The 23,649-nt window shown below is 54.9% G+C and carries 24 protein-coding genes and 1 pseudogene; 8 read left to right on the forward strand and 17 right to left on the reverse strand.

The genetic code is table 11. From position 1 onward, the window contains the following. Window positions 1-21: 21 nt before the first annotated feature. The 3 genes from ligA to ACR0KN_RS02895 all read left to right on the forward strand — a co-directional run bounded on the left by ligA (window position 22) and on the right by ACR0KN_RS02895 (window position 4,594). A complete protein-coding gene (gene ligA / locus ACR0KN_RS02885) occupies window positions 22-2,274 on the forward strand; it encodes an NAD-dependent DNA ligase LigA (protein WP_480651227.1) in 2,253 nt (750 codons plus the stop codon). Continuing rightward, window positions 2,271-4,361, forward strand: coding sequence for an ATP-dependent DNA helicase RecG (recG, locus tag ACR0KN_RS02890; RefSeq protein ID WP_480651229.1), 2,091 nt, complete (start codon window positions 2,271-2,273; stop codon window positions 4,359-4,361). The genes ligA and recG overlap by 4 nt, the downstream gene beginning before the upstream one ends. Window positions 4,362-4,471: 110 nt before the next feature. Beyond that, a complete protein-coding gene (locus ACR0KN_RS02895; RefSeq protein WP_010440002.1) occupies window positions 4,472-4,594 on the forward strand; it encodes a hypothetical protein in 123 nt (40 codons plus the stop codon). Window positions 4,595-4,781: 187 nt separating this feature from the next. Here ACR0KN_RS02895 and ACR0KN_RS02900 read toward each other — a convergent pair whose 3' ends face one another. Further along, window positions 4,782-5,420, reverse strand: coding sequence for a MarC family protein (locus ACR0KN_RS02900; protein ID WP_170470084.1), 639 nt, complete (start codon window positions 5,418-5,420; stop codon window positions 4,782-4,784). 57 nt (window positions 5,421-5,477) lie between these two features. Continuing rightward, window positions 5,478-5,930 carry an iron-sulfur cluster assembly scaffold protein gene (locus ACR0KN_RS02905; RefSeq protein ID WP_480651231.1) on the reverse strand — a complete coding sequence of 151 codons (453 nt, stop codon included), beginning with the start codon at window positions 5,928-5,930 and terminating at the stop codon, window positions 5,478-5,480. Between the two features lie 48 nt (window positions 5,931-5,978). On the opposite strand from ACR0KN_RS02905, the gene hisI reads away from it, so the two are divergent. Then, the gene (gene hisI / locus ACR0KN_RS02910) at window positions 5,979-6,368 is read left to right on the forward strand and encodes a phosphoribosyl-AMP cyclohydrolase (protein ID WP_480651233.1); all 390 of its coding nucleotides are present in this window, start codon (window positions 5,979-5,981) and stop codon (window positions 6,366-6,368) included. Between the two features lie 29 nt (window positions 6,369-6,397). Here the strand turns inward: hisI and gluQRS are convergent, their stop codons facing one another. From gluQRS to ACR0KN_RS02930, 4 genes are all read right to left on the reverse strand, one after another. Then, the gene (gluQRS, locus tag ACR0KN_RS02915) at window positions 6,398-7,243 is read right to left on the reverse strand and encodes a tRNA glutamyl-Q(34) synthetase GluQRS (protein WP_480651235.1); all 846 of its coding nucleotides are present in this window, start codon (window positions 7,241-7,243) and stop codon (window positions 6,398-6,400) included. Beyond that, window positions 7,240-7,854, reverse strand: coding sequence for a class I SAM-dependent DNA methyltransferase (locus ACR0KN_RS02920; protein ID WP_010440009.1), 615 nt, complete (start codon window positions 7,852-7,854; stop codon window positions 7,240-7,242). Before ACR0KN_RS02920 ends, gluQRS begins: the two co-directional genes overlap by 4 nt. Before the next feature lie 38 nt (window positions 7,855-7,892). Continuing rightward, complete coding sequence (trmFO, locus tag ACR0KN_RS02925; RefSeq protein ID WP_480651237.1) at window positions 7,893-9,233, reverse strand: methylenetetrahydrofolate--tRNA-(uracil(54)-C(5))-methyltransferase (FADH(2)-oxidizing) TrmFO; 1,341 nt, start codon at window positions 9,231-9,233, stop codon at window positions 7,893-7,895. A 251-nt stretch (window positions 9,234-9,484) separates the two neighbouring features. Continuing rightward, window positions 9,485-10,270, reverse strand: a complete 786-nt coding sequence (locus tag ACR0KN_RS02930; RefSeq protein ID WP_480651239.1) for an enoyl-CoA hydratase — start codon at window positions 10,268-10,270, stop codon at window positions 9,485-9,487. 58 nt (window positions 10,271-10,328) lie between these two features. Between ACR0KN_RS02930 and ACR0KN_RS02935 the strand changes: the two genes are divergently transcribed. After that, window positions 10,329-10,772, forward strand: a complete 444-nt coding sequence (locus ACR0KN_RS02935; RefSeq protein WP_170770809.1) for a PaaI family thioesterase — start codon at window positions 10,329-10,331, stop codon at window positions 10,770-10,772. 59 nt (window positions 10,773-10,831) lie between these two features. Here the strand turns inward: ACR0KN_RS02935 and ACR0KN_RS02940 are convergent, their stop codons facing one another. After that, entirely contained in the window at window positions 10,832-11,059 is a 228-nt protein-coding gene (locus tag ACR0KN_RS02940; RefSeq protein WP_170770811.1) for a YjiS-like domain-containing protein, read from the reverse strand. Window positions 11,060-11,212: 153 nt separating this feature from the next. On the opposite strand from ACR0KN_RS02940, the gene ACR0KN_RS02945 reads away from it, so the two are divergent. Further along, the gene (locus tag ACR0KN_RS02945) at window positions 11,213-12,562 is read left to right on the forward strand and encodes an aminotransferase-like domain-containing protein (RefSeq protein WP_480651760.1); all 1,350 of its coding nucleotides are present in this window, start codon (window positions 11,213-11,215) and stop codon (window positions 12,560-12,562) included. A gap of 3 nt (window positions 12,563-12,565) precedes the next feature. Here the strand turns inward: ACR0KN_RS02945 and ACR0KN_RS02950 are convergent, their stop codons facing one another. Continuing rightward, window positions 12,566-12,931, reverse strand: a complete 366-nt coding sequence (locus ACR0KN_RS02950) for a nuclear transport factor 2 family protein (RefSeq protein ID WP_480651241.1) — start codon at window positions 12,929-12,931, stop codon at window positions 12,566-12,568. Between the two features lie 244 nt (window positions 12,932-13,175). On the opposite strand from ACR0KN_RS02950, the gene rplM reads away from it, so the two are divergent. Both rplM and rpsI read left to right on the forward strand, forming a co-directional pair. Beyond that, on the forward strand, window positions 13,176-13,634 hold the full coding sequence (rplM, locus tag ACR0KN_RS02955) for a 50S ribosomal protein L13 (RefSeq protein ID WP_010440027.1): 459 nt from the start codon (window positions 13,176-13,178) through the stop codon (window positions 13,632-13,634). 6 nt (window positions 13,635-13,640) lie between these two features. Next, window positions 13,641-14,126, forward strand: coding sequence for a 30S ribosomal protein S9 (gene rpsI, locus ACR0KN_RS02960; protein ID WP_480651243.1), 486 nt, complete (start codon window positions 13,641-13,643; stop codon window positions 14,124-14,126). Window positions 14,127-14,186: 60 nt separating this feature from the next. Here the strand turns inward: rpsI and ACR0KN_RS02965 are convergent, their stop codons facing one another. The 9 genes and pseudogenes from ACR0KN_RS02965 to ACR0KN_RS03005 form a co-directional block, all read right to left on the reverse strand. Further along, the gene (locus ACR0KN_RS02965; RefSeq protein ID WP_480651245.1) at window positions 14,187-15,347 is read right to left on the reverse strand and encodes an ABC transporter substrate-binding protein; all 1,161 of its coding nucleotides are present in this window, start codon (window positions 15,345-15,347) and stop codon (window positions 14,187-14,189) included. 30 nt (window positions 15,348-15,377) lie between these two features. Then, the gene (locus tag ACR0KN_RS02970; RefSeq protein ID WP_480651247.1) at window positions 15,378-17,264 is read right to left on the reverse strand and encodes an AMP-dependent synthetase/ligase; all 1,887 of its coding nucleotides are present in this window, start codon (window positions 17,262-17,264) and stop codon (window positions 15,378-15,380) included. A gap of 5 nt (window positions 17,265-17,269) precedes the next feature. Continuing rightward, window positions 17,270-18,043 (reverse strand): ABC transporter ATP-binding protein, encoded by a 774-nt coding sequence (locus tag ACR0KN_RS02975; RefSeq protein ID WP_480651249.1) that lies wholly within the window; start codon window positions 18,041-18,043, stop codon window positions 17,270-17,272. Continuing rightward, complete coding sequence (locus ACR0KN_RS02980; RefSeq protein ID WP_480651251.1) at window positions 18,040-18,804, reverse strand: ABC transporter ATP-binding protein; 765 nt, start codon at window positions 18,802-18,804, stop codon at window positions 18,040-18,042. The genes ACR0KN_RS02975 and ACR0KN_RS02980 overlap by 4 nt, the downstream gene beginning before the upstream one ends. Further along, window positions 18,801-19,898, reverse strand: a complete 1,098-nt coding sequence (locus ACR0KN_RS02985) for a branched-chain amino acid ABC transporter permease (RefSeq protein WP_480651253.1) — start codon at window positions 19,896-19,898, stop codon at window positions 18,801-18,803. Before ACR0KN_RS02985 ends, ACR0KN_RS02980 begins: the two co-directional genes overlap by 4 nt. 5 nt (window positions 19,899-19,903) lie before the next feature. Next, window positions 19,904-20,779: a branched-chain amino acid ABC transporter permease gene (locus ACR0KN_RS02990; RefSeq protein ID WP_480651255.1), complete on the reverse strand. Its 876-nt coding sequence runs from the start codon at window positions 20,777-20,779 to the stop codon at window positions 19,904-19,906. Between the two features lie 42 nt (window positions 20,780-20,821). Continuing rightward, window positions 20,822-21,850, reverse strand: a complete 1,029-nt coding sequence (locus ACR0KN_RS02995; protein ID WP_480651257.1) for an alcohol dehydrogenase catalytic domain-containing protein — start codon at window positions 21,848-21,850, stop codon at window positions 20,822-20,824. A 211-nt stretch (window positions 21,851-22,061) separates the two neighbouring features. Next, window positions 22,062-22,580 carry a hypothetical protein gene (locus tag ACR0KN_RS03000; RefSeq protein ID WP_480651259.1) on the reverse strand — a complete coding sequence of 173 codons (519 nt, stop codon included), beginning with the start codon at window positions 22,578-22,580 and terminating at the stop codon, window positions 22,062-22,064. A 222-nt stretch (window positions 22,581-22,802) separates the two neighbouring features. Beyond that, a pseudogene (locus tag ACR0KN_RS03005) lies at window positions 22,803-23,562 on the reverse strand (IS5 family transposase). Window positions 23,563-23,649: the final 87 nt, after the last annotated feature.

The raw sequence follows: 23,649 nt of genomic DNA on the forward strand, positions 1-23,649 counted from the left end.
ATGACGTGACAGGGCGGGGCCATGAGCGACACCACTGCAATCGCAGAATTGACGGAAGACGAAGCACGTGCAGAACTGGCTCGGCTTGCCAAGGAGTTGCAGAGGGCCAACCAGCTTTATCACACTGAAGATGCTCCGGAAATATCAGACGCCGATTATGATGCCCTCAAACGTCGCAACGCCGATATTGAGGCGCACTTTCCAGAACTAAAACGTGCAGACAGCCCTTCGGATCAAGTAGGGGCACAAGTTTCAGATGGGTTTTCCAAAGTCACGCATGCAGTGCGGATGATGTCACTTGGCAATGCCTTTGACGAGGAGGATGTTGCCGATTTTGACCGCTCAATCCGCAAGTATCTCGGGTTAGGGGAAGACGCACCACTTGAATATACAGCCGAGCCAAAGATCGATGGCCTCTCGTTATCCTTAAGATATGAGCACGGCGAGCTGATTCAGGCGGCGACCCGAGGGGATGGTGAGACCGGGGAAAACGTGACCGCCAATGCGCGCACTGTGTCGGATATTCCGCCTCGAATTGAAGGTGCTCCAGATATATTCGAGGTTCGCGGCGAGGTTTACATGTCTCATCATGATTTCGAAGCGCTGAACGCACGGCAAATTGAAACAGGTGGAAAGACTTTCGCAAATCCGCGTAACGCAGCGGCTGGTTCCCTGCGTCAACTGGACTCGGAAGTAACTCGATCACGTCCACTAAAGTTCTTTGCCTATGCCTGGGGCGAACTGTCGAAACCTCTGGCTGAAACGCAAATGGGGGCAATCGAACGACTCAAAGCATTGGGCTTCCAAGTCAACGCGCTCACGCGTCTCTGTTCCACGACAGGTCAGATGCTGGATCATTACCGCGCGATCGAAGAACAGCGCGCGATTTTGGGATATGACATCGACGGGGTGGTCTACAAAGTTGATGATCTGAGTCTGCAATCCCGGTTGGGATTCCGCTCGACAACGCCCCGCTGGGCGATCGCGCATAAATTTCCGGCCGAACTGGCCTGGACCCGGCTTGAAGCGATCGACATTCAGGTGGGTCGGACCGGAGCGCTTAGCCCGGTTGCACGTTTGCATCCTGTGACTGTCGGTGGGGTCGTTGTGTCGAACGCGACGCTGCACAATGAGGACTATATCGCGGGGCGGGACGCCAAAGGCGGGGTTATCCGCGATGGCAAAGACATACGCATCGGCGATTGGGTGCAGGTTTATCGGGCAGGGGATGTGATCCCAAAGATTTCGGATGTTGATCTGTCGAAACGACCGGATGATGCGAAACCTTATTCCTTTCCAACAACATGCCCGGAATGTGACAGTGAGGCGATCCGCGAAGAAGGTGATGCAGTACGCCGATGCACCGGGGGTTTAATTTGCCCCGCGCAGGCGGTGGAGAAACTTAAACATTTCGTGTCGCGCAAAGCCTTCGACATCGAAGGGCTCGGTGCCAAACAGATCGAGATGTTCCACAACGACCCCGTTCTGCCTATCAACACACCTGCCGATATCTTCACCTTGAAAGAACGGGACGCTGAAAATCTTGCCCGTTTGAAAAACCGTGACGGTTGGGGAGAGACCTCGGCCAGCAATCTGTTCGCCGCGATTGATGACAAACGAACCATTCCCTTCGCTCGATTGTTGTTTGCGCTCGGAATTCGCCATGTGGGCGAAGTCGGCGCCCGGGATTTGGCCCTATTCTATCGGGAGTGGGATCAAATGACCGCGTCAATCGATACGGCGCGACCCGCAGCACTTGCGCAGCGTGCCGCTGACGAAGCGGAAGATGCAGAAAGGATCGCAGCTATAGAAGAAGGTCGGCGCGCCAGAGTCAAAGAGGCGCGGGATGCTACAGTTGCTAAGCTAAATGTACCAGCGGACGCTGCCAGCGCTTGGACGGATATGATTGGAATTGATGGCATTGGAACCACGCTGGGGCTGTCGCTATCTGACGCCTTTGCCAACCCGGACGAACGCAAGGCGTTTGATGAACTACGCAGTCACTTAACCATTGTTCCGCCGGATGCGCCTGCATCGGATAGCCCGGTTGCAGGAAAAACGGTCGTCTTTACAGGAACGCTTGAGAAGATGACCCGCGCCGAGGCCAAGGCGCGTGCCGAGGCGTTGGGCGCCAAGGTGTCGGGTTCGGTCAGCCAAAAAACCGATTTGTTGGTGGCGGGTCCGGGTGCGGGTTCCAAGGCAAAGAAGGCGGCCGATCTGGGTATAGAAACCCTGGATGAAGACGGCTGGCTTCAACTGATCGGCGATCTATGAGCGGCAGGCCAGAGCAACTCTTTCCGCTGTTCGCGGGGCTTGAAACGCTGGATGGTGTGGGACCGAAAACAGCGCAACTTTTCGGCCAGTTAGACATCGAGTCGCCGCGAGATGTCTTGTTTTCATTGCCTTATGCAGTGATCGACCGGCGCCGACGCGATAGCATACAAGGGGCCGATCTTCCGATCACTTTGACGGTAGAGGTCACGATCGGAACCCACCGCCCCCCGCGTAACAAAGGTGGTGCATACCGCATTCATGTCGAGGACAGCCAAGCGGATTTTCAACTGGTGTTCTTTCACGCGCGCGGGGATTATCTGAAGAAACTGCTGCCGCAGGGTGCGCGCCGCGTGGTTTCGGGAAAGCTGGAACTGTTTGATGGAATGGCCCAGATGGTCCACCCCGATCACATGGTCGCGCCAGAAAACGCAGGTGAATTACCAGAGTTTGAGCCAGTTTATCATCTGACCCAGGGCGTTACGCAGAAAACGGCGTACAAGGCGGCGCAAAGCGCACTTAAACGGGTGCCTGCTCTGGCTGAATGGGCAGACCCAGCTCAGGTGGCTCAGCAAAGCTGGCCCGATTGGTCGGCCGCAATTCGTGCTGCTCATCATCCGCATGGGGCGGATGACGTAGCCCCTTTTGCACCTGCAAGGGAGCGTCTGGCCTATGATGAATTGCTCGCCCATCAGCTGACTTTGGCTCTGGCACGACAGCGTGAGCGTAAGGCGCGTGGCATCATCAGTCTCGGGACAGGGGCGCTACAATCCAAAGTGCTTGCAAGCTTGCCCTATCGACCAACCGATGCTCAATCTCGTGCGGTCAAAGAGATTTCGGCGGATATGGCCTCGGGTTCCCGCATGAATCGATTGCTGCAAGGCGATGTCGGCGCGGGGAAGACGCTTGTGGCGTTTATGGCGCTTTTGATCGCGGTTGAAGCAGGCGGGCAGGGGGTGATGATGGCACCCACCGAGATCCTTGCCCGACAACATCTTGAAGGACTGCGACCCTTAGCCGAAGAGGCCGGAGTTGTGCTGGAAATTCTGACCGGGCGCGACAAAGGGGCCGAACGTCGGGCGAAGTTGGCCGCACTGAAACAAGGTGACATTCAAATACTGGTCGGCACCCATGCGGTATTTCAGGACGATGTCGAGTTTAAAGCTCTAAGGCTGGCCATCGTTGATGAACAACATCGTTTTGGTGTCCGCCAACGGATGGAATTGTCCGAAAAAGGCCAGCGCGCGGATGTTCTGGTGATGACCGCAACGCCCATCCCGCGCAGTTTGGCGTTGGCGCAGTATGGTGACATGGATGTCTCGGTTCTTGATGAAAAGCCACCTGGCCGAAAGCCAATCAAGACCGCGATCGTCAGCACACAGCGAATGGACGAGGTTGTGGCCCACCTGCGCGGCGCGATTGATGCGGGCAAACAATGCTATTGGGTATGTCCTCTGGTCGATGAATCCGAAGTCTCAGACCTGACCGCCGCCGAGGAGCGTTTCAAGCGGCTGCGTGCGATTTTGGGGGAGGAAGTCGTTGGCCTCGTGCATGGCCAAATGCCACCCACCGAAAAAGATGCGGCAATGGCGGCGTTTCAGACTGGCCAAACCAAGGTTCTAGTCGCGACCACGGTGATTGAAGTTGGGGTCAATGTTCCCAATGCCACGATTATGGTGATTGAACGGGCAGAGATTTTCGGATTGGCGCAATTGCACCAGTTGCGGGGGCGGGTTGGACGCGGAGAGGATGCTTCGACCTGTTTGCTGATGTATCAACCGCCACTTAGCGAAGGTGGCCGCAAGCGTCTGGAAGTTCTGCGTGAAACCGAGGACGGGTTCCGCATTGCCGAGACAGATTTGCAGATGCGCGGCGCGGGTGACTTGATCGGTACAGCGCAATCTGGCCTGCCCAAGTTCCGGATTGCCGATCTCGAACGCCAGGCAGGATTGATGGCAGTGGCGCAATCAGATGCGCGCGCGTTGCTCTCTTCAGATCCCAAGTTGACATCAGACCGAGGCCAGGCGGCGCGTGTTCTTCTGTGGCTCATGAAACAGGACGAGGCGATCCGTTTGATATCAGTGGGTTAGACTGTAAATCCCATAAAGTTCACAAATGTTCTTAAAAAGTTCTTTACCGACTCGTCAAAATATGAGAACAAAAGGTCAACAAATGATTAAACCTGACCGGAGGTGAGACCATGCTGAGCCAGATCAAAACTGCCTTTACCCGTTCGCAATCCACGATCTTACAGGATGCGGCAGGCGCGGTTTCCCTGGTTGTGATGCTGGTGGTTGCCCTTCACCTGCCAAGCGGGTTCTAAGCCTTTCTGCCTGCGATCTCGTGCCGATCATACCGCGCTTGTTTCCCCGTCCTGATCAAGGGTGACCTGCCTGTCCCATTTCCCTTGAAGGGGCCAGCCTCGGCCCCGTGCGGTAATCCGGACCCTACATGAGAAACGCATGACTTGCCGCCGCCCTTTCCGCCCGGAAGGTGCGGCGGTTCTTTTTTCAAAGCTGACCAGTTTTGATAATCTCAATCGTCGCCGACAGGACAGAGTTGACCGCGACTGAGGCCAGGATCATTCCCATTACGCGGCTGATGATGGCTGCACCTGAATGACCGATTAACCGGATGATCGGTTCTGCCAATAGCATCAGCACAAACGCGATGGCGATCACAGCTAGCATAACCAATGCAGTGATACTTTGATCAGCGACGCTGTATCGGTTGTTGTCGGTCAAAACAACGATAGCGAGCATCGCGCCAGGGGAGGCGAGGGATGGAACGGCGAGCGGGAAAATGGCCGGGTTGGTCTTGTGCATTTTATCGTCCAGGTCCTCTTCTGCCTGACGTTGTTCAATCTCTTGCTTGCTTTCGCCAAAAATCATGGTCAACGCGAAGAGGAACAGTATTATCCCACCGGCAACCTGAAACGAGTTCAGGCCGATGTCCAATGCCTCGATTACAAGTTGTCCGAAGATGAGAAAGAACATTAGTATTCCCGCGCTCACCAATGCCGCCAATAGGGCGGTCTTGCGACGGGCCCCAGCGGCAATACCCGCAGTGACGGCGATAAAGACGGGGATCGTGCCGATAGGGTCGATCACAACCCAGAGCGTCACGAAATGTTCCAGCAAATTGTTCACGTTAACCCCCAAATCAATTGGGGGCACACTATACGTCTTTGTTTGGAAAGGCCACGATCAGGCGCAATTGGCTTGTTCTACCTGCTCCATCGCTTCCGCAGTTGCGTCCAGTGCCAACAAGATCGACGCATGCCGATTCTTATAGTCCCGAGCGGGCATTAAAACCTCGAGCCCGTCAAATGGAGCGTCGGGGGCCGGACCGTCTTTCTTCAGCATTGCCGAAAGCTGATCGCGCGCGGTCTCGACCTGAGCCCGTGTCGTACCGATCACCGCGCTGCCGACAACCGAAGCCGAAGCCTGACCCAAAGCACAAGCCTTAACATCCTGCCCGAAGTTGGTAATCCGCCCATCCTCGACTTTGACGTCGACAGTTACTGTCGAGCCACATAAAGGCGCACGTTTCTTCACTGTTGCATCGGGATTTTCCAAGCGGTCCAGATGCGGAATATCCGCCGCCAGCGCCAGAATGCGTCCGGAATAGAGCTTGATTAGATCGGTTTCGCCGCTCATGGCTTTCCCTCGTTTTCTATTCCCCATACATAATGGCGAGATTCTGGGATGCAAAAGGTTTTTGCGATGGCTGACACAGTCTTGTTCGACCCGTCGACACTGAAATTCAACGAGGCTGGTTTGATCCCTGCGATTGCGCAGGATGAAGAAACCGGTGAGGTTCTTATGATGGCGTGGATGAACGCCCAGTCCATCGAGCGCACGCTGGATACTGGGCGCGTCACCTATTGGTCGCGATCGCGACAGGCGTTCTGGGTCAAAGGCGAAAGTTCGGGCCATGTGCAGGAGTTGGTGGATTTTCGCGTCGATTGTGACCGGGATTGCCTTCTGATCGTAGTGAAACAATCCGGTCCGGCCTGTCACACAAATCGGCGGAGTTGCTTCTATACAGCGGTTCGCGATGGCACCGAAGTCGAGCTTATGTCACCGATGGAATGAAGCGTTTGGCGATCAGGTTGATTCTAAGATTAAAGCCCGACCATCGTTCTGATTTCGGCCGGTGTAAAACCTTGATCGCGATAGAGAGAAATCGCGCGCGCATCATCGCGTTTTGCAAGCCGTTTGCCAGCTTCGTCTCGGATCAGACGGTGGTGGTGATATACCGGCGTTGGAAGCCCAAGCAAGCCCTGTAGAAAGACGTGTATCTGCGTAGCGTCGAACAGATCTTCACCTCGGACCACATGCGTTATGTCCTGATCTGCGTCGTCAACGACGACGGACAAATGATAAGAACTGCCCATATTGCGCCGAACGAGGATGATATCGCCGACTGCGTTGAGAAGCGTATCGGCACTAAGTGAGTGTGTTCCCGCATGTTTCGCTCCGGTTTCACGAAAAGTACGAAGCTCTGACGCCTCTAGCGCTTTTTCCATATTGAGGCGAAGAACATCCTCGGGGCCCGCATCGAGCAGGAGCCGCTGACGGCATGTACCCGGATAGATGCGCCCATCTGGTCCAAACTGGGGCGCTCCTTCCTGTGGGGCCCCAGCCGCAGCCTCGATATCGGCACGCTTACATTGGCAAGGGTAGACCAACTTCAGATCGATCAAGGTTTCGAGCGCGTGTCGATATTTTTGGATTCGATCTGATTGGCGCATCACCGGCAGAGGCCATGTCAGGCCAAGCCAGTGCAGATCGTCATAGATTTGGTTTTCCCAATGAAGGCGAGAACGCGACTGATCTATATCTTCGATCCGCAAGTGGAATTCTCCACCTGCAGCCTGCGCTTGATCATTGGCCAGAAGTGCAGAATATGCATGGCCCAGATGCAATGGACCTGTCGGAGAAGGCGCAAAGCGCGTTATGAATCTCACGCTTTTTCAACAACGTAGACGTTAGATTTCATGTCCATTCCGGGGAGGTGAGGGCCATATTCACGAAATAACAACCGTGCGTGCCCCATGTCCAGCCAATCGTTGAGACGCGCGGTATAGGCGTGATCGGCCAAGGTATGGTCATTGAAAGAAAAGGCCAGATACCCACCGCGTGGTAACGCATTCATAAGAAGATCAAATGTTTCAGGCGGAGCCGCGCCGGCTCCAATAACCCCTATAGATGTGATGGCAGAGTAAGCACCCGCCTCAATCGGTTCGGGGTTGGTGACGTCAAAGCCTATCAGATTGCGATAGACACCCTTGGCCGCTGCCCCTTTCAGCATATTCGGCGATGGGTCCATGCCGTCGATCACGTGGAAACCGGCCTTGCTCAGCGCAACACCTGAAAGCCCTGTGCCACAGCCATAGTCCAAAACCGGCACCTCGGCATCTGAGATAAATGACCACAATGCTGCGGCAACACGATCCGGGGTGACGTAGCCATGCTCATCGACTTCATCATCATACGAAGCCGCCCAATTCTGATAGTGTTCCTGCGTTTCCTGGGCAGAGTTCAGATTGTATGTGTTTTTCAGAAACTTGTCGCTCATACCTCACATGTTAGGCGCAGGGTAGGCGTGCCGTCCAGTCAACACTGGTTTAACCAGTCTCTCCAGACAGCTTTTGCCCGGTCTGTATACGCCTTGTAGCGATCTTTACGGCCCCGACGACCACCTTTCAGACCATCGACCGGGCGGAATAATCCGAAATTCACGTTCATGGGCTGGAACGTTTTGGCCTCAGCACCGCCGGTAATATGGTGGATCAACGCGCCCATCGCGCTGTCTTGAGGCACTTCGGGCAAGGTCTTGCCCAAAATCTCGGCGGCAGCAAGACGACCAGCCAGCAAGCCCATCGCGGCACTTTCAACATAGCCTTCAACCCCAGTGATCTGGCCCGCAAATCGAATATTGGGCCGGGATTTCAGCCGCATCTGCGCATCTAGCAATGTCGGGGAATTGATGAAGGTATTACGATGAATGCCACCCAACCGCGCAAAGCTGGCGTTTTCCAGCCCTGGGATTTTACGAAAAACATCCGTTTGTGCGCCGTATTTCATCTTGGTCTGAAAACCAACGATGTTGAATAAGGTGCCCAAGGCATTGTCACGCCGCAATTGAACAACAGCGTGTGGCTTTACATCCGGTTGGTGCGGATTGGTCAGACCAACGGGTTTCATCGGACCGTGACGCAAGGTTTCACGGCCGCGCTCGGCCATTACTTCGATCGGCAGGCAGCCGTCGAAATAACCAGCGGTTTCGCCCTCGTGGAACTCGGTCTTGTCAGCCGCCAGCAGCGCATCAATGAAGGCTTCGTACTGTTCACGATCCATCGGACAATTGAGATAGGCCGTCCGTTCTTCTTCGGTCTCGCCCTTGTCATAGCGCGACTGCATCCATGCTTTGCTCATATCAATGCTGTCGGCGTAGACGATAGGCGCTATGGCGTCGAAAAAGGCTAGTGCTTCGGCACCCGTCTCTGACCGTATGGCCTCACTCAAACCGGGTGAGGTCAGCGGGCCTGTGGCGAATATCCAGTGGCCCTCACTGGGCAGGCTGATGACCTCCTCGTCAGTGACTGATACGTGTGAATGTGCCTTCAACTTGGCGGTCACAGATTCAGCAAAAGGATCACGGTCAACCGCCAGGGCACCACCTGCTGGTAGGCGGTGGCTATCAGCCGTGGTCATAATCAACCCGTTTGCTGCGCGCATTTCCCAATGCAGCAATCCGACAGCGTTCTGTTCATCATCATCTGAGCGGAACGAGTTCGAACATACCATCTCGGCCAAATTGCCGGTCTGGTGGGCAAAGGTGCCTACATTAGGTCGCATTTCGTGGATCACAACATCCACGCCCAGTTCCGCCGCCTGCCAGGCGGCCTCGGACCCGGCCATGCCGCCGCCCACGATGTGCAACTTATCTGTCATGCGCTGCCAAATAGGGCACTGCAACGTCATACGCAATGCACAGATATCAGCAACTTTAAACGGAGAAGTTTTTGGGGTCGCCGCTGCGGGAATGTCTGCGCCGGTGAGAGAAACCAGCTGGAGGGACCTTCCGCCCACGGCGACCCAAAAGCATATTCAGGCCTTGGCCTTGTCCCAGCATTGCCACAGTGTCGCCCTTTTGAAAAGTGAAAAAATGCGAACAGTGCTGAAAAATGTATGAAATAACAGCGTCACTGATGCCAATTGGGCGGACGTTTCTCTATAAATGCACTTATGCCTTCCTCAGTATTCCGGTCCATCATATTCTTTGCCATTACTTCGGCAGTGTACGCGTAGGCCTGGTCAACAGGCATGTTAACCTGTTGATAAAAAGCTGTTTTACCGATTTTCACCGCACTGCTAAGCTTTGCCGCCAACTTCTCTGCAAGCGTATCAGTTTCTTCCGCCAGCAGGTTTTCAGGGACAACCCGATTGACCAGACCAAGCTCGGCTGCGCGCTCGGCTGAAATAAAATCACCGGTCGTCAGCATCTCAAACGCCTGTTTACGCGGAATATTCCGGCTGAGTGCCACCATCGGTGTCGAGCAAAACAGGCCGATATTAACGCCATTTACGCCAAACCGTGTACCCTCGGCCGCAATTGCCATGTCACAGGTTGCTACCAACTGACAGCCTGCCGCCGTAGCGATTCCGTGCGTCTGGGCAATAACAGGCTGGGGCAGGGACTGGATAGACAGCATCATCTTTGCGCAGCAGTCGAACAGATCCTGAAAGTAAGAAAGCCCTCGGTCGCTGGCCTGTCGTCCTTGCGTCATCTGTTTCAGATCGTGCCCGGCACAAAACGCTTTTCCTGCCCCTGAAAGAACAACGACACGAATCGAATTATCATCACGCAGTGCATCGAGCTCGGCCTGCAACGCGGCGAGCATTTCGTCACTCAGTGCATTCAAACGCTCTGGCGCATTCATCTTGAGCCGCGCAATAGCGCCTGTGTCGTTACGTTCCAGAATTGCCATCTTGCCCTCCCACTGGCGTTTGGGCCAACTCTAGGCGGGCAGAGCCATGAGGGGAAGCATGTCGTTAGCACTGAGCAAACAAGATTTGACAGAGTATCTGGAAGAAGTATTTCCACAGGTCCACAGCGATTTTGTTGTGGAAGAACTGACCGAGACGTCCATCACGATGCGACTAAGGGTCGAGGACCGACATCTGCGACCTGGCGGCACCGTATCTGGGCCGTCCATGTTCGGGCTGGCTGATGTTAGCGTTTACGCGATGGTTTTGGCGCGAAAGGGTCGGCAATCGCTGGCGGTAACCACAAACAGTTCGCTGGATTTCCTTCGCAAACCGAAAGGTGGCGCAGACTTAATTGCCGAATGCAAGTTGTTGAAATTAGGCCGAACATTGGCAGTAGGAGATGTGCTGATGTACTCAGAAGGCTCGGACAAACCGGTCGCAAGGGCGAGTATGACGTATTCCATTCCTCCAGAAGGCTCAGCCGCCGCCGCGTTTGGATAAAAAAGGGCCGGGGACAAACCCCGGCCAGGAAGAGGTCCCTTAGGTGGGACTGGGGATAATTATTTCATCCAGAAATAGCGGCTTGCTTCTTCATCAGCGCGATGGCGGGTCAGTCCTACATCGCGAAGCAGCCTGTCATCCAGCTTGCCTAAATTGACGCGGCTGCGGCGGCGTTGCTCCCACTGTGTGACAATCGCCGCAAACCGCACGGCCAGCGCGGCGATCAGCGGCAGCCGAGGGCTGTCGTTCAGCAGCAAGAGGGCGGGGTTGTGCATTGCGCGTGTCATCTTGGGTATCCTTTCAAATTGTATTGACACAAAGCTAAGATGTTCGGTACAGTGCGTTGATACATTCAACATTGTATCGAAATCAAAGGAAGAATTGTAATGGATACAATTTAGCCAGAGGCATTACCTAAATCCAAAGGTCCAAAGTACACTCTGGTCGCCGACACGATCCGAAAAGCAATAGATAACAAGACACTGGAGGTTGGAAAGAAACTGCCTCCGGTGCGGGAACTGGCATATCGATTAAAGATCACACCAGGCACTGTCGCGCGTGCCTATACGATCCTGACCGATGAAGGCTTGCTACAAGCCGAGGTCGGGCGTGGTACATTTGTCGCCCCGCCGCGATCGCCCATTTTGGATGATGTCTGGTCGCGGCAGTTACACCTGAGGGACGATAAATATGAGTCCAACGTTAGCCTGTTCAGCCCACGCCTGCCGGATGTAGGGCAGGTGACCTTAATCCGCGAATGCCTTGAAAAGGTTGCAAAAGGCGATCCGCGGATGTTCATGAACTATCCGACCCGCGATGCTTATCTACCGGTGCGCCAAGTCGTGGCTGACTGGTTATCGGATCTTCCACTTGGTTCATTGAATTCTGATGACATTGTACTGACGCATGGCGGACAAAGTGGTATTTGTGTTGTTTTTCAAACCGTTCTGAGGGATCCAAAACCTGTCGTGCTGGTCGAAGATCTGTCGTATGCCGGTTTCCGGCGGGCCGGCGAGTTGATGCGCGCCGAGATTGTCGGGGTAAAGATGGATAAATGGGGCATTAGCCCCGACGCGCTGGATCACATCCTCAGGCAAACCAAGGCGCAGGCGATCTGCGTCTCACCTGAGGTGCAGAACCCGACGGGCGGGCATTCTCCGCTGGAGAGACGCAAAGAGGTGGTCGAGATTGCGCGAAAGTATGAATTGCAGATCATCGAAGATGATTGCTATCGCATGGGTGAGGCACGCGCGCCCAGCTATCGTGCGTTGGCACCTGAGCGGGGCTGGCATGTCTCTTCAATTTCAAAAACGCTGACGCCAGCGCTACGTGTTGGATTCGCGATTGCCCCACGGGAGCGAAGTGTAGATTTGCGCCGATCTGCCGAGTACGGGTACTTTGGGTTGGCCCAACCCTTAGCCGAATTGACGCGGCTATTGTTGGGGCACCCAGAGGCGAGGCAACTGGCACGAGATGTTCGCTCCAAGATGGGAGAATATGTGCGGGTCGCAGTAAACGCCTTGGGCGGCTTTGACCTCAATTGGGATTCAGAGATTCCCTTTGTGTGGCTGCATCTGCCTTCGGGTTGGCGCTCTGCTGCCTTCAGTCGCGCAGCTGAACGTGAAGGTATTCAATTGCGTTCCGCCGACGAATTCGCGCTTAGGGACGGCAGGGCACCGAATGCTGTCCGAATTGCAGTGAACGGGCATGTCTCGTTAGCTAAATTCGAAGATGCAATGCTGCGTCTGCGCGCGTTGTTGGATAACCCACCCGAACAAATAAGCGTCTAAGCCTTAATTCAACGGGGCAGGGTCGCCAAAAAAACCGGCCAGATGCCCGATCTTGCCGTTGGCATCGAGGCGGATGAAATCATGTCCCGCAACCATGATCGAACCATCGGGTGAAACCATATGCCAGGTGAAGTGGACGACGTCATGATGTGAGGTGGGGGCGCTTGTCAGTTCAACGCGGCCTTGCGTATCTTTCAGGACTTCTCCGATATGTTCGGATAGCTGATCTCTTCCAGTTACCGCAGCGGTAGGATCGACATAGTTGCCATTGCCAGCAAAACACTGATCAAGCAGTTTCAGTCGTCTATTCGGGTTCGTTTCCTGCCAGGCAGCACCGTAAGCAGCAATTACATTGTTTAGTTCTTGCATGGTAGCCTCCCGGGACTGGTTGGTTTTAATGAGTGGGTTACAGTTGCGCACCTTATAGATTTAGATAGGTTGGCGAATAAATCATTGGGGTAAAATATTACCTATTTTGTAAGTCTCTGTTATTGCGTTATTTATTCTACCTTACGTGTATTGACCTGCATCACGAGTAGGTCTAAACCCCATCCATCGAATTCGGGCCGCTCCGCTTGGGGCGGTCTTTCACATCAAACAGGACTATCCTGCCATGAAAACCTTTTCTGCAACACCTGCAGACATCGACAAGAAATGGATCCTGATCGACGCCGAGGGCGTTGTTCTGGGCCGTCTTGCCTCGATCGTCGCCATGCGCCTGCGTGGCAAGCACAAAGCGTCGTTCACACCCAACATGGACATGGGCGACAATGTCATCGTGATCAACGCTGACAAAATCCAGATGACCGGCAAGAAGCGCGAAGAGAACTTCTACTGGCACACTGGCCACCCGGGCGGCATCAAATCGCGCACCAAGCAGCAGATCCTCGAGGGTGCACATCCCGAGCGCGTCGTGACCCAGGCGGTCAAGCGCATGCTGCCGGGCAACCGCCTGGCTCGCCAGCAGATGACCAACCTGCGCGTTTACGCAGGCGCCGAGCATCCCCATGAGGCGCAAGCGCCCGAAGTTCTGGATGTTGCATCCATGAACAAGAAAAACACCCGGAGCTAATGACCGATGGCTGATCAGATCAATACTCTCGAAGAGCTGAGCGCCGTCGCAGGCGTTGGAACCGTGGCCGAAGAAGTCATCGTGCGTGAACCCGTACGTGACGAACTGGGCCGCTCCTATGCCACCGGCAAGCGTAAAGACGCCGTTGCCCGCGTTTGGATCAAGCCGGGTTCCGGCAAGGTCACCGTGAACGGCAAAGATCAGGACAAGTATTTTGCGCGTCCCGTTCTGCAGCTGATCCTGCGCCAGCCGTTCCAGGTTGCTGGTGTTGAAGGTGAGTTCGATGTTGTTGCAACCGTCAAAGGCGGTGGCCTGACGGGGCAGGCCGGTGCGGTCAAGCACGGCATCTCGAAAGCGCTGCAACTGTACGATCCGAACCTGCGTGGTGCTCTGAAAGCTGCTGGCTTCCTGACCCGCGACAGCCGCGTTGTGGAACGTAAGAAATACGGTAAGCGCAAAGCGCGTCGTTCGTTCCAGTTCTCGAAGCGTTAATCGCTACGGAAACCGAATTGGAAAGGGCTCGCAACTGCGAGCCCTTTTTCTTTGGTGGGTTTATTCTTCGTAAACCAGTTTCCAAGCACCATTCTCAACGACGCTGACAAAGACAGTATCAGCACCCTGATGGTCATTCGGCCCATAGGTGATCTGGTTACCGACCAGTTCATCCATGTAATCCAGCGACTCCATTGCGGCGATGAAATTTTCGTGGGTCAGGTCGGGGCCTGCGGCCTCAAGCGCTTTGACCATCATTTCGGCGGCTGAATAGCCAAGCATTGAGAAACCGACAGGATCTTCACCTGTGGCCGCTTTGTATTCCGCGATAAACGCCGCCGGGGCAGGTTCTTCCGCGCGTGCCCAGAGGTCCAGCCAAGACGCCGCGGCATAAAATCCGTCCGTGACGCCACCGGGCACCTGTGCGACCACGGTCAAGAAGCTGGCCGAGGTTCCGAGGAATTTCATGTCGGTCAGGCCCATCTTTTTGGCCGTTCCAACAACGGTGATCGCCTGACGTACGCCGAGGGCCATCGTGACGATATCGCAACCCTCTTCCTTAAGCTTGCTCAGGGAACCGACGAAGTCCGTCTCGTCAGGCTTATGGGTGGTCTCTGCACCAAACGTAATACCAGCTTCTTCAGCTCCGGCTTTGCTGCCTTCCAGGATTTCCTCACCGAAATCGGTGGGTAGATACATTGTGCAGACGGTTTGCGATCCGAATTCACCGTTTAGATATTTCACTCCAATCCGCGCCTGGTCGTAATAGGTCGAGAACGAGGTGAACTTGTTCTTCATCGGCTCTTGCAGCATCTGCCGCGCGGCGGTCAGAGGAGCGACGTTGGGAATACCTTTCGGGTCCAGCAGTTTGAACCCGGCAACATTCATCGGTGTGCCCAGCGACTGCAACATAGCAAACACCTTGTCGCGGTTCAGAAGCTTGTTATAGCCCTGCATCGCGCGTGGCATCTGATAGCCATTATCCTCGACCACAAAGCGAATCTTGCGCCCGTGAACGCCGCCCTCAGCGTTGACCCGATCAAAGACTACATTCGCGCCCTTGGTGGCCGGGACGCCCACGGCAGCGAAGATGCCACTGAGGTCGTTAACAGAGCCAATGACGATCTCATCATCGCTCACACCCTGGGTTTGCGTCCAGCCTATTGTGGCGGATGCAGTTAATGCCGTGGCTGCAGCAAACCCTTTAATCAGTTGTTTCATATTTCTCCTCCCTGTTGGGTCGTCCCTTAACTAATTGTACATATCATCAATGAGATGTGCGTGTTTCTTTTCCACAAGACCACGCTTTAGTTTCATCGTCGCAGTCAGCTCTTCATCCTCTGCAGTCAGCAACACATCGATCAAACGAAAATCCTTGATCTGTTCGACTCGTGCAAACTCTTTGTTTACGGCTTTGATCTCTGCACCAATTAGTTCGGTGACTTCCGATGCCGCACAGAGGGATGCAAAATTCGAGAAGGGGATCTTACGCTCTTGCGCGAATTTCTCGACGTTCTCCTGATCGATCATGATCAGAGCAGTTAAATACTTACGCCTGTCCCCGATGATTACCGCGTCCGAGATGTACTGACTGAACTTCAATCCACTCTCGATCTCGGCGGGCGTGATGTTCTTGCCGCCCGCAGTGATGATGATGTCCTTGAGGCGACCTGTGATGGTGACAAAGCCATCCTCGTCGATATGCCCCATATCCCCGGTGCGCAGCCAGCCGTCGCAGGTGAAGCTTTCAGCTGTTTTGGCATTATTGCGCCAGTAGCCCTGAAAAATGTTCAGACCTTTAACCTGAATTTCCCCATCATCCGAAATACGCATATCGTTGCCGGGCACTGGCATTCCAATGGTGCCGATCTTGTTGACCCCAAGCGTGTTCAACGCCGCTATGCCGGCAGTCTCGGTCATCCCGAAGCCTTCGACAATTGGTACGCCGATGGCCCAATACCATCTAAGCAGATCGGGAGAGATCGGCGCTGCGCCAGAGCCACCCCGACGAAGCCGGTCTAGGCCCAGCATCCGTCGGAGGTTGCGCAATACCAGCCGATCCCAGAACCAGAACCGCATGGCGACCGGCGAAGGCACAGGCTTGCCCGTAAGGATGTAATCAGCCCGTGCCGTGCCCGCCTTGAGCGCCTGCACAAAGGCGAAACGCCCGGTCGGCGTGGCTTCTTTCGCCATGAACATGACCTGCGAGTAGATTTTCTCCCACACGCGTGGAACGGCGGTAAAGGTGGCGGGAGAGACTTCTTGCAGGTTGGCGAATACCGTTTCGGGGCTTTCGGCGAAATTCACGGTGCTTTTCATCGCCAGTGGGTAATAGATCGACACATCGCGCTCGAGGATATGACAGAGCGGTAGAAAACACAGCTGTTCGTCGGTCGACTGAGAAGGCAGGGAATGGGCGCCAGCTTCGATCGCCGCCATGATGTTTTCATGGCTTAGCATGGCGCCCTTAGGATTGCCGGTGGTGCCCGATGTATAGATGAGCAAGGCAGTGTCTTGTGGCGTGGCCGCAGCGATCTCTGCCTCGAATGCGCCAGGTTCTTCGGCCTCAGCCTGCCGCCCCAGAGCGTACAAGTCCCCAATCATCATACAACGCGGATGGTCAAGATCGTGCAGGCCTTCGTCTTCAAGGATAATGACCTTGAGCAGATCTGGAAGTTGCTCTTCTACCTCGAGGAACTTGTCCAACTGCTCTTCGTCTTCAACGATCAGAAACCGGCTACCACTGTCGTTGATCAGATATTTCAGCTGAGCAGCTGAATCCGTGGTGTAGACGCCAGAGGCGATCCCTCCGACGCATTGGATGCCCATATCGAACCATGCCCATTCCTTGCGATCTTCGGACAAGATCGAGACAACCTCGCCACGTTGCAGGCCCAACTTACGCAGGGCCAGCCCGATCCATCTGGCGTGCTGCCAGTAGTCGGCCCATGAATAGGATTTCCAGATGCCGAGATCCTTTTCACGATGCGCTGTGCGTGATCCCAACTCGGCACAACGTTTTTGGAACAGCTCGCAAATCGTCACGCAACCATCGACCCGCAGCGGGCGCTGCCCGGGCGTCGCGTTGAACTGCACGCCGTTGATCGTGATCTGAGGGGGCAGGGGGTTCGCGTCCATCCGGCTCACCTCCACGTCTTCTTGCGTTTCCAACGGCGGTTCTCCCGCGCGCCTTCTTCCTGAACGCCCAAATAGAAGTTCTGGATGTCCTCGGATCGCAGCAGTACATCGGCGGCACCATCCATGACGATCCGCCCGATCTCCATAACATAGCCATGATGGGCAAGCTCAAGGGCCGCATTGGCGTTCTGTTCGACCAAGATCATCGTCATATTCTGCTCGTCATTGAGGCGCTTGAGGATACCGAAAATCTCTTGAACAAGCAGCGGCGACAGGCCCAGCGAGGGCTCGTCCAGCAGCATGATACGGGGGTTGGCCATCAAACCGCGCCCGATTGCCAGCATCTGCTGCTGTCCGCCAGACAAGGTGCCGGCCTCTTGACCCCGGCGTTCTTTCAGAACGGGAAAGTAGGAAAAGACAAGATCGCGGTCGTGATCGATCTGACCTTTGTCTGACAGGGTATACGCGCCAAGGCTCAGGTTCTCATCGACGGTCAGTAGCGGAAAAACCTCACGTCCTTCAGGCACATGTACGATGCCTTTTTGAACAACCTTGTGAGGTTCGGAGCCTTGTATTTGCTGGCCGTCAAATGTGATCGTGCCTTTTTCGGGGTCCATCACGCCCGAGACGGTTTTCATTAGTGTCGTCTTGCCTGCACCATTGGCGCCAAGGATCGAGACGATCTGCCCTGGATGCACGTCCAGCGATACACCGCGAATGGCCATGATCGGGCCATAGAAGCTTTCGATATTGCGGATTCTGAGAATTGGCTCATTCATGAGGCTTTCCCCAGATAAGCCTCGACCACGGCTGGATGCGATTGAACCTCAGTTGGGGTTCCTAGCGCAAGTTTCGCTCCGTCCGCCATCGCCAGCACCCGGTCGGAAACGCTCGAGACCAGTCCCATGTCATGTTCCACCATCAGCACGGTGATCCCCATCTGCCGCCGGATATCATCGATCCACCAGCGCATATCGGTGGTCTCTTCAACCGACAGGCCCGAGGCGGGTTCGTCCAGTAGTAGGAGTTTTGGATCGGTGGCCAGCGCGCGCGCGACCTCTACAACCTTGCGTACACCGTAGGGCAGGCCCGAAATCATCTTGTCGCGGAATGCCTGAAGGTCGAGGAAGTCGATGATCTCTTCTACCTTTTCACGGTTTTCAATCTCTTGTTTGCGCGCAGCGGGCGTAAACAGAATTTCCGAAAACAGGTTGGTTTTGCGGTGCCGGTGGCGCCCGACCAGAAGGTTCTGTAGAACGGTCGCGTGTTCGAACAGTTCAATGTTCTGGAATGTACGTGCCACACCATAGGCCGCTACGGCCGAAGGTTTCACGCGCAGCAAGTCGTGCCCATCGAACCGGATCGCCCCCGCATAAGGATCGTAAAATCGTGAGATCAGATTGAAGACAGTAGATTTGCCAGCCCCGTTCGGACCAACGATTGCAAAAACCTCGCCCTCCTGAACATCAAATGACAAATTATCGACTGCAGTCAGACCGCCGAATTTCAGGGTGACGCTTTCAAACTCCAGCAAGCTCATCTCAGACGCTCCGTCTTGAGATACGATTTTTGCCGTTTGAACATGTCCTTGCGGTAGAAGGGGAACAGCTCGAACCAAGTGCGGATTTTCAGCCATCGGCCATAGAGGCCCATTGGTTCAAACAGGATGAAGGCGATCAAGATCATGCCGAATACGCCGAACTCCAAGCCCGGAATGGCAACGGTGTTGCCGCCAAATAAGGCTGCTACATATTCTTTCGAGATCGATAGGAACTGCGGCAGGAAACCGATCACGATTGCACCCAGAAACGCGCCATGGATAGAACCCAATCCGCCGATCACGATCATCATCAGCAATTGGATCGAAATGACGACACTGAAAGTCTCGTTATTGAACGCTCCCGCAAACATTCCCATCAGTGCGCCTGCCAGCCCGGTGACCGCACAGGAGAGGGCAAATGAGATCGATTTGGTGCGCGCGATATCCACGCCCATCGCCTGCGCTGAGACCTCCGAGTCTCGTACGGCGATGAAGCTGCGGCCCAAGGGCCCGCGCAATAGGTTGATATAGCCCAGTGTCACGACAACGGCGACGGCCAGCACCAGCCAGAAGAACGGGGCCGGGGTGGCCCAACGATCGACCAGATGTCCAAAGATCTCGACACCACCCAGATATTTACCCGCGACACCTCCGGTGATGGGTTCGGCCAGAACGATGATGTCGTCCATGAGCACAGACAGGGCCAAAGTAAAAATCGCAAGATAGATGCCGTGCAGGCGCAGGGCCGGGATGGCGACGGTTGCTCCGACGATGCCGGTCAACAGACCCGCCAAGGGGAAAGCGATGAGGAAGGGTACACCAGCCTCGATCAGGATAACGTTGGCATAGCACCCAACGGCCAGAAAGGCGGCATGGCCAAGACTGGCTTGCCCGGTATGGCCAGTCAGGATCATCAAACCCAAACCCGCTATGGCCCAGATCAGAACGTTGGTTAGTTCACCAAGATAAAAGTCATCCAGCCACCAGGGCGCAGCGCCTACGACCGCCAACAGGATCAGATAGAGGCTAAGCTGATAGCCATCCTTCCACGGGCGAATATCCTGCATATAGCTTGTTTTGAAAACAACCCGCATGGCGCTCAGACTTTCTTGACCCGCACCTGGCTGAACAGCCCGTGCGGTCGAAAGATCAGTACCGCCAGCAAGAGCGCATAAGGGGCAATCTGGCTGTATCCAGCGGCGACATAGCGACTAGCAAAGGGTTCGATCACTCCGACAATCAGCCCTCCGGCCAATGCACCCGGAAGGCTGCCGAACCCTCCGATCACGGCGGCCGCAAAGGCTTTGATTCCCAGCAATCCGGTCGTGGGATCAACCGAGCCTTTGGCGGCGAACAATATTCCGGCGATACCGGCAACGACACCTGCCAAGGCCCAGATAAACCCCTGAACGCGCTTGACCGGGATGCCCATGTAATAGGCCGCCAACTGGTTCTGAGACGCACCTTGCATGGCAAGCCCCAACTTGGTCTTGCTGAAAAACACATAAAGGCCCCAGGTGAGTAGGATAGTGACGACGATAACGGCCACATCTTCCATGCCTAGAACCAGTCCACCAAACCGGATTTCCTTCCCGGCCAGAGGATTCTGCAGCGTTTGTGGCTCGTGCCCCCAGATCAGACCGGCGGCAAACCGAATCACAAAGCCCAAAGCGATGGTCAGGATCACGACCGCGGTCTGACTTTCACCAAACAGGCGACGGATGATCAGCCGATCAATCAGATATCCCAACGCCCCCATAATCATCAAAGAGATTGGCATTGCTAGCCAGAAGGGCAGACCCATATATTCAGTATTCGTAAGGCCGATAGTGACAAACGCACCCAGCATCATGAAATCGCCCTGCGCGAAATTCACCGCCTCGGTCGCTTTGTAAATCAGAACAAAGCCCAGAGCGATCAGGCCGTAAACGCAGCCATTCGCCAGCCCGCTGATCAGCAGCTGTGCGTTATCCAATCTCACCCTCCCTCAGCCGGTTATGTCCGGCGCTTTGTTCTACTATGGCGTGATAATCACCTTGCCGTCACTCTTTTTTAGAGCGTCTGCCAGATTTGGCAGCACTTTTCGCAACGAAAGCCTTGCGGAAACATCTGTGTGCCAGCGTCCGTCCGCAAATCGCGCCTGTACTTCGCCGACAACGCGCATTTGATCAGCCGGGGGAGTGTCCATCATCCAGCGGGTCAGCCAAAACCCTTCGATCCGTTTGCTCATAAAGATCAACTGTCCCATCTGGGTCAGCTTTGGCAATTCAGAGCTGAGCTTGCCGTAACACACCCAGCGCGCGCCATTGGGCATGGTACAAAACACTTGCTCGGACAGCTGGTCCGCAACGGCATCAAGGAACACACGAGGTTTTAGGTTTTTGCTGATAGTCGCGAACTGCGTGGCTGCATCAGCGCCACCAGTTACCACCACCTCTGCAGCGCCGAGGGCCTTTAGCGGGTCAACCGTCTCAGCTCGTCGCACCAATGCGATTGGTTTCAACCCAAGGTCCCGCCCAAGGCTGCACATCAATTTTCCGAGTTGGCTGGTTGCAGCGGAAACCACAAAGGCCTCACCTGCATTCTTCGCGATATCCACCATCGCCATAGCTGTCAGAGGGTTAACAATCTGCGCAGCACCGTCTTCGTCTGAGATATCGGGCCGCAAAGGGATGCACATCTGAGCTTGCGTGACGACATATTCGGCCCATGCACCTGAGCCTGCTGCAACAAACGCCACCCGCTGATCCTGCAGGGCTTCAGCGCCGGCACCTGTGGCGACGACGTCTCCACATCCTTCGAAACCTGCAGCAGCACCTTTGACCCGAGGCTGACCGTATTCGCCTTTGATAAAATGGATATCAGATGGGTTAACCGAGGCAGTTCGCAATCTGATCAACACCTGACCCGGCCCGGGAACGGGCAAGGGCAGATCAGCTTCGGCCAACCAATCCGATGCCTTTTCCAAAGTGGGTCCGGTGGCAGTACCTGAATAGCCGTCATGTGTTTGTACAATGGCAATCATGGAGTCGGGCAGAGCGGTCATTTTGCAATCCTTTTGGAAAGGAAGTTCAACACAATGTGGAAACTACTTCAACGTAACACTCTGACAAACATCTAAAATTGTATTTCCCCGTGTTGCAGAACTAAGCATTCTTGGGTTTGCTGCATTACTTCGCACGATCGCAACACTAAGCAAATCAAAGCGCCCAAGCTTAGCTGAACCAGCCCCAACCGGGCTGGTTCAAAGAGCCGCGCTACTGCGTCAGCAAGTTGCGCAGGTCTTGTATCTTGGCGGCGATCAGCTCGGGCGATGCTTTAATATCGTCGAGAATTGTAAGAGCTTTGGATTTAACATCCTCAGTTAGAGTGCTGTCCTGGATCGATGTGACCATGGCGTCATAGTCAAAATTCTGTGCAGTCAGCATTCCCTCTTGAACCCAGGAATTAAACAGCGCTTGCCCCTGCGCCGTGAGCGCAGCAACTTGTTCTCCGGCGTCGGAAGCTGCATCGCTGGCTTGTTCTGCGATAGATGACGCCGCTTCACTTGCCTGATCTGCAACCGAAGATGCGGCCTCAGACGCTTGCTCAGTCGCCGCTTCAACCGCATCGCTCGCAGCCTCTTGAATGGCTGTGGCTGCCTCGCCAACAGCGTCGGATGCGTCCTCGGCAGCCGATTGAAGCTGTTCGGCTGGTGTTGGTTCAGGTTTTGTGGCGAAATAGTATGCCCCTCCGCCAATGATGGCGATGGCAACAATTAACAATAGACGCGACATAGGGGGTCTCCTTCAAATAATGTGTCGCCGACATGGGTTGAATTTACCCTAGCGCCAAGGGGAAAACCCGTGAATCTGCAGCACATTCCGGGTTTGAGCTACACTGTGCTGATAGGCATGTTATGCGGTGGCAACATCATGCCGTATTCGGTCGATTGATCAGATAAAAACATGTTTCGGAAGTTTGTGGTGGAAACTCAAGCGGCCAACTAGGCTCAAGACTCATAGCCAATAGATTAAGAGTGCGGCGAGCGCGATTGCGGACAGGAAGACCTTCGGGCATCTGTCGCATCTTGTTGCAACTCGCCGCCAGTCCGTCAGCCTGCCGAACATGATCTCAATCTAGTTACGTCGTTTGTATCGTCGCTTGTCGTATCGAACTGCCGTCTTGCGTGGCTTTCGACCGGGGATACAGCCGCGTATCCCTTTGTCTTTCAATGCTTCCTTGAACCAATCAGCGTCATAGCCTCGATCACCCAGCAGCCAATCGACCTTTGGTAGACTGGAAACGAGAGCTCAAGCGCCGATGTAATCAACTGACCTGACCGGCGGTTGTGAAGAAATTCAACGGTCATCCAGTGCTGTCACAGATCGCGTGAAGCTAGGTGTTCATCCCGCCCTTTGTCCGCCCGATCAGACGGCTACGTCACCCTTTTTCACCGGCAAGGCTCGACGCCGCGCGATGGGCTTTGAGGTAGGTTGCGTCGATCATGACTGTATTCTTTTCACCGTGATCTGCGGCCAAACCAATCAACATCTCAGCAAAGATACCCTTATCGCTCCATCGCTTCCAACGATTGTACAATGTCTTGTGCGGCCCGTATTCTTTGGGTGCGTCGCGCCACCTTAACCCATTGCGATTGATGAAGATAATCCCGCTCAGCACACGCATATCGTCAACACGGGGCTTGCCATGGGACTTCGGAAAGAAAGGTGCAAGCCGCGCCATCTGCGCGTCGCTCAACCAGAATAGACCACATATGTTCACCGCTCGTTTTTCGACCCGTGAATCACGCAACCAAACGGAATTCAATGGCTCCCGAGCCTAACAATTTCAGTTGGCGAAATA

This window comes from Ruegeria sp. AP7 (genome assembly GCF_056539905.1).